Source organism: Kitasatospora sp. NPDC023120, assembly GCF_055560835.1.
Window position 1 is genome coordinate 1 of record NZ_JBVHHY010000079.1, and the last position, 4,596, is coordinate 4,596.

General features: G+C 68.5%; 6 protein-coding genes. 1 reads left to right on the top strand and 5 read right to left on the bottom strand.

The annotated features are described in order from the left end of the window. Window positions 1–339: 339 nt before the first annotated feature. The 3 genes from ACZ3TI_RS40580 to ACZ3TI_RS40590 form a co-directional block, all read right to left on the bottom strand. Window positions 340–696: a DoxX family protein gene (locus tag ACZ3TI_RS40580; RefSeq protein WP_465735550.1), complete on the bottom strand. Its 357-nt coding sequence runs from the start codon at window positions 694–696 to the stop codon at window positions 340–342. 325 nt (window positions 697–1,021) lie between these two features. Further along, window positions 1,022–1,375, bottom strand: a complete 354-nt coding sequence (locus tag ACZ3TI_RS40585; RefSeq protein WP_237289596.1) for a DoxX family protein — start codon at window positions 1,373–1,375, stop codon at window positions 1,022–1,024. A 163-nt stretch (window positions 1,376–1,538) separates the two neighbouring features. Further along, window positions 1,539–1,910, bottom strand: coding sequence for a DoxX family protein (locus tag ACZ3TI_RS40590; RefSeq protein WP_465735553.1), 372 nt, complete (start codon window positions 1,908–1,910; stop codon window positions 1,539–1,541). Between the two features lie 3 nt (window positions 1,911–1,913). On the opposite strand from ACZ3TI_RS40590, the gene ACZ3TI_RS40595 reads away from it, so the two are divergent. Beyond that, window positions 1,914–2,786: a helix-turn-helix domain-containing protein gene (locus tag ACZ3TI_RS40595; protein ID WP_465735555.1), complete on the top strand. Its 873-nt coding sequence runs from the start codon at window positions 1,914–1,916 to the stop codon at window positions 2,784–2,786. A gap of 372 nt (window positions 2,787–3,158) precedes the next feature. Here ACZ3TI_RS40595 and ACZ3TI_RS40600 read toward each other — a convergent pair whose 3' ends face one another. Further along, the gene (locus tag ACZ3TI_RS40600) at window positions 3,159–4,145 is read right to left on the bottom strand and encodes an IS3 family transposase (protein ID WP_465735558.1); all 987 of its coding nucleotides are present in this window, start codon (window positions 4,143–4,145) and stop codon (window positions 3,159–3,161) included. Continuing rightward, window positions 4,076–4,387, bottom strand: coding sequence for a transposase (locus ACZ3TI_RS40605; protein ID WP_360334868.1), 312 nt, complete (start codon window positions 4,385–4,387; stop codon window positions 4,076–4,078). Before ACZ3TI_RS40605 ends, ACZ3TI_RS40600 begins: the two co-directional genes overlap by 70 nt. Window positions 4,388–4,596 lie beyond the last annotated feature (209 nt).

Below are 4,596 nucleotides of genomic sequence, written 5' to 3' on the forward strand. Positions count from 1 at the left end.
GTCACCGACCAGGCGGCGCTTTCCCCCCTCTCGACTCACAAGAGCACTCGCCCGAGCCCTGAGTGAGATCCACCAACGGCTGCTGCCCCCAAGGCGGTTGCGCTCCAACCCGCGCGTCATCAAACGCAAGATGTCCAACTGGGCACTCAAACGCACCGAGCACCTCAACCCACCCCGACCCGATGTCCCCACCATCTCTCTGGTCGGGCCAACCAAGACCAGCCCGACCCGGCGAAAAACCACCTAAATCACCGGTATTGAGGCTAGACGAGTAGTTCCGAATGCTGACAGTACGTCCCGGGACGGGAGTGGCTCCTCCTGAGGGACAAGCTGCACCGGTCACCGGGTGCCGTAGTAGGCCAGATTCACGGCCAGAGCAGCCACGGGCAGACAGAAGAACACGGCCCAGGGACCCAGCTGGTGGTCACGAACCCGCAGGTGGGCCCAGAGTGCACCAAGGAAGTACAACACGAGACCGATGGCAGCGAGCGTGCCCAGGACCGGCACGGCGAACCCGGCCAGCAGCCCCAGCGCCCCCAACGCCAGCAGTGTGCCCAGCGGGCGCATCCAGGACCGGGGCACACGCAGCTTGTCCGCCTGACTCTTGGGGTAGTCGTGACCGATGAAGTTGGCGATGGCGGCCGAACCGTTGACAGCCGAGGTGAGGAGGGTGACCACGAGGTAGGCGGCAAACACGAGAAACTCCTTCTTCTGCGCGAGAACGACGGTTGGGCGTTCGTGTCCTTGACAAGACAGCGCCTCAAGACGTGACACGCCCTGTCAGACCAGCCCCTCGGGGAGAGCCGCACCCTCCGGGGATGCCGAGAGGGCGTCCAAGATCGTTGTGTGACGAAGAGAACTTGGAGCGGGTCTTGAGTGCCATCGGCCGACTACCGCTCGGACTCCGGAAGGGACCTGGTGCCGCTGCCCCTGGCGTGCCGAGGCACCGCCGTACGCGTCGTACGGCGGCAGGCCGGTGTTGTGTTCTCGCCCGCGGACCCACGCTCGACGCCGGCTTGCCTCAGGCGGTCTGCAGGGCGAACACGAAGGTGGCCGTACTGAGCACGAGCATGCCGGAGGCGTTGAGGAAGAGGTTGCGTCCCAGATCGCGGGCTCGGATGTGCATGCCCACGGCGGTGAGGAAGTAGCAGACGACGGCGGCGCTGGTCAGCACCGCCAGCGGGGTGGACCAGATGCCCGCGACCAGTCCTGCGGCCGTCGCGGTCTTCATCAGCGGCAGGAGCGGCCAGAACCGGCGGGGGAATCCGACGTCCCGCAGGCAGTCACGGATGAAGCCGACCGGCTTGAGGCACATCGCGGCGTCCGCGAGATGGATGACGGCGAGGCCGGCCAGTGGCCACCAGGGCTGTATCACAGCTGCTACTCCTTCAAGGGTTCGGATCTGCGTGCGTCGAGCAGAGGGAACATTCAAGGGACAGGACGGGGCGGCGATTCGTGACACCCTCACCGAAGACCTGCGCTCGGGCATGGCGGCCGAGGAGCGGCGGTCGACGTCCTTCGTCCGCGTCGGTACCGCATCAGGCGGCCGCTTCGGCGACCGCGATCGACCACCAGATGTAGAAGAGGTTGACCACCAGCCGGGCCGCTACTCCTACCGGCCGCTCCAGGAACCGGGCTCGGTCGGCACGGGCAGAGCGCAGGGCGTCGACGTGGGGGACCAGGTAGACGGTGATCAGCACGGCAGCGGCCCACCCGCCCGCCGCACGCCACCGCGGAGTCAGCACCAGCGCGCCCACCGCGATCTCCGTCGCACCGGCGGCGGCGACCAGGAGCGCGGGCCGGGCAAGCCATCGCGGGACCAGGGTGCGGAAGTAGCCGGGCAGCACGAAGTGCGCCACCCCCACCCCCGACAGGAAGATCCCCAACGAAACGGCCGCGATACGGTTCATGGCGTGAGCATCACCTCTGCCCGCACGTGGGCGCTTGAACGAAACGATCGCCGCCTGGTGTTCGCCTCGGATCCGAACGGGGCGATGTTCGCCGAGACCGGCGCGTTCAGCGTCAGCGTGCACCGCCACCCGGTGTGGAAAGTCGTCCTGTCGCCCGGCGGACTCGTCGAGACCCGGCTGCCAGGAGAGCGTCCGGTCACCTCGGCCGGCGTGATCGTGCCCCCTCTGCTTGTCCACACGGCTGGCGCCTCGTCCTCCTACACCGCCCTGTTCCTCGACCCCTGGAAACTGCCTCCCGACGTGGGCCTGATCCGCCTCGACCGGGCCACCGTGCGCCGCCTCCTCGCCGCCCTCGACCAAAACGCGGAACCGGGCCCGGACGCCGACCTCGCCGCGGCCGCGGTCGAACTCACCGCCCTGACCGGCCCCGCACAGCCCCTCGATCCCCGCGTGGCGCATGCGATCGGGGAAAGCACCCGCGACATCCCACCCGCAGTAATCGGCTCCATCGCGGCCGACGTCGGATTGTCCGCGACACGTCTGCGTGCCCTGGTCCGAACGTCAGTGGGAGTGCCGCTCGTGCAGTTGAGAACCTGGGCACGCCTGCGGACCGCCGTTGCCACCCTGCCCGGCACCACGGTGGCCGCGGCCGCCCCGTCAGCCGGATTCGCCGACCAAGCCCATCTCGCCCGCACCGCCCGCAGTCTCCTCGGCCGCACCCCCGCCTCCATGGGACAGCCCCGACCTGCCGGGTGCCCTGAACCGGACACCCCATCAGCTCCCGGCGGGGAGACATCAGCCGGACGCCCGGCGGTACCCCTACTGGCTGGAAGAGCGGAAGTCCCCACACCCGATGACCGGTTGCCCCAGCTGTAGCGTCAAGCGGCGAGTGCGTGGGCCCGCTGGGACCAAGCTGTCGCCTCGTCGTACGGTGTGCCGGTCTTGAGGCAGCCGTGCAGGATGCCGACGAGCCGGTTGGCGAGCTGGCGTAGGGCGGCGTTGAATTCGATGCCGCGGGCCCGTTGCTTCTCGTAGTAGGCCCTGGCGCCAGGGGAGACCCGCAGTGCAGAGAAGGCTTGGGCGATCAGCGCGTCGATGAGCCGGTCGTTGCGGACGTGCCGAGCGGTTACGACTTCTTCTTGCCGGATGCGCGGGTGATCGGGCTGGTGCCGGCGTAGTTCTTGCGGGCCTTGGCACTGGCGTAACGGTGAGGGTATTGAGCTTCCCCCGCTGTGCGGGAGGTGCTGATTAGCTGGTCAGGACGGGTTCAGGCGGTTCGACGGCCACTGGTTCGGCCGTCGCCTGGTCGGCGTAGTACTTCGCCTCGTACTCGTCGGGGCTGAGCCAGCCGAGGCGCTTTTGGATGCGGTGGGTATTGTAGAAGCCGTCGATGTAGGCGAACAGCGCCAGGTCGGCTTCGATGCAGGTCGCGAAGGTCGTTCGACGCACACACTCGGTCTTCAACACGCTCCAGAAGTTCTCGGCCAGGGCGTTGTCGAACGAATCGCCCACGCTTCCCATGCTCGGCTCGATTCCCGCCTTCAGCAGGCGAGTTGTGAGCTTGATAGACGTGTACTGACACCCGTGGTCGCTGTGATGGATCAGCTTTCCCGGCTCGACGGGCCGGCCGTGGAGGGCGTACTCCAGGGCGGTGAGCACGAGGTCGGCGTCCGCCCGCTCGGAGGTGTGCCAGCCCACGATGCGGCGGGAGAACGCGTCGCGGATCGAGGCCAGCCACCACGGGCCCTCGCCGGTGGGGATCAGCGAGATGTCGGCGACCCATAGCCGGTTCGGAGCGTTGGCGGTGAAGTCGCGCTGGACCAGGTCCGGGGCGAGGTCGGCCGCGGGGTCGCGGCGGGTGAAGCCGCGGGGCCGGCGCGGGCTGACGCCCTGCAGGCCGGCCTGGCGCATCAGGCGCTCGACCCGTTTGCGGCCGACGTGGGTGCCCTCGCGCCGCAGGACGGCGTGGACGCGCGGTGAGCCGTAGGTTTCGTCGGAGTCCGCGTGGATCCGGCGGATGTGTTCGGTCAGCTCCGCGTCGTGGCGTCTGCGCGCGCACGGCTCGTGAACCTCGCGGCGCCAGCGGTAGTAGGTGGAGGCGGGGATGTGCAGTTCCCGGATAACGGGCTCGGCCCCGAAGCGGTCCTGGTGCTCGTCGATGAGCTTCAGTACCGTCGCCGGGTCGGGTCGAGCTCCTGGGCGAAAAAAGCCGAGGCGGCCTTGAGGATCTCGCAGGACCGGCGGAGCTCGGCGTTCTCCTTGCGCAGAGCGGCCAGCTCCTCCTTCTCGGCCGTGGTCAGCCGGTCGTCACGCTCGCCCCGGTCCGCCTCGTCCTGGCGGATCCAGTTGCGCAGGGCCTCGTGGTGCACGCCCAGGTCCCGGGCCATCTGACGGATCACGGGCTTCGGGTCGGCAGCCCGGTACGCGGCAACAGCTCGCTGCCGCAACTCGGGCGGATACTTCATCGGTGCAGCCATGGCAGAGGCTCCCTTCTCACGGCCAATCAGGCCATGTCCGGCAACCTTCCGCACCTCGGGGGAACCTCATATTCGCAGAAGTCCTCGACCTGCTCATGCAGGAACTTGACCTGCTGTGCGACATCCCGCGAGTTCTCCTGAGCCCCGCTGAGTGCCCGAGGCCGTGGCCAGCGGCTTCTTCACCCTTCGAGTGCTCCGCCCGGCAGTGA

Excerpts from the sequence above, each read along its gene's own strand:
- ACZ3TI_RS40590 (WP_465735553.1), bottom strand. The coding sequence starts at position 1,910 with ATGAACCGTATCGCGGCCGTTTCGTTGGGGATCTTCCTGTCGGGGGTG.
- ACZ3TI_RS40605 (WP_360334868.1), bottom strand. The coding sequence starts at position 4,387 with ATGGCTGCACCGATGAAGTATCCGCCCGAGTTGCGGCAGCGAGCTGTT.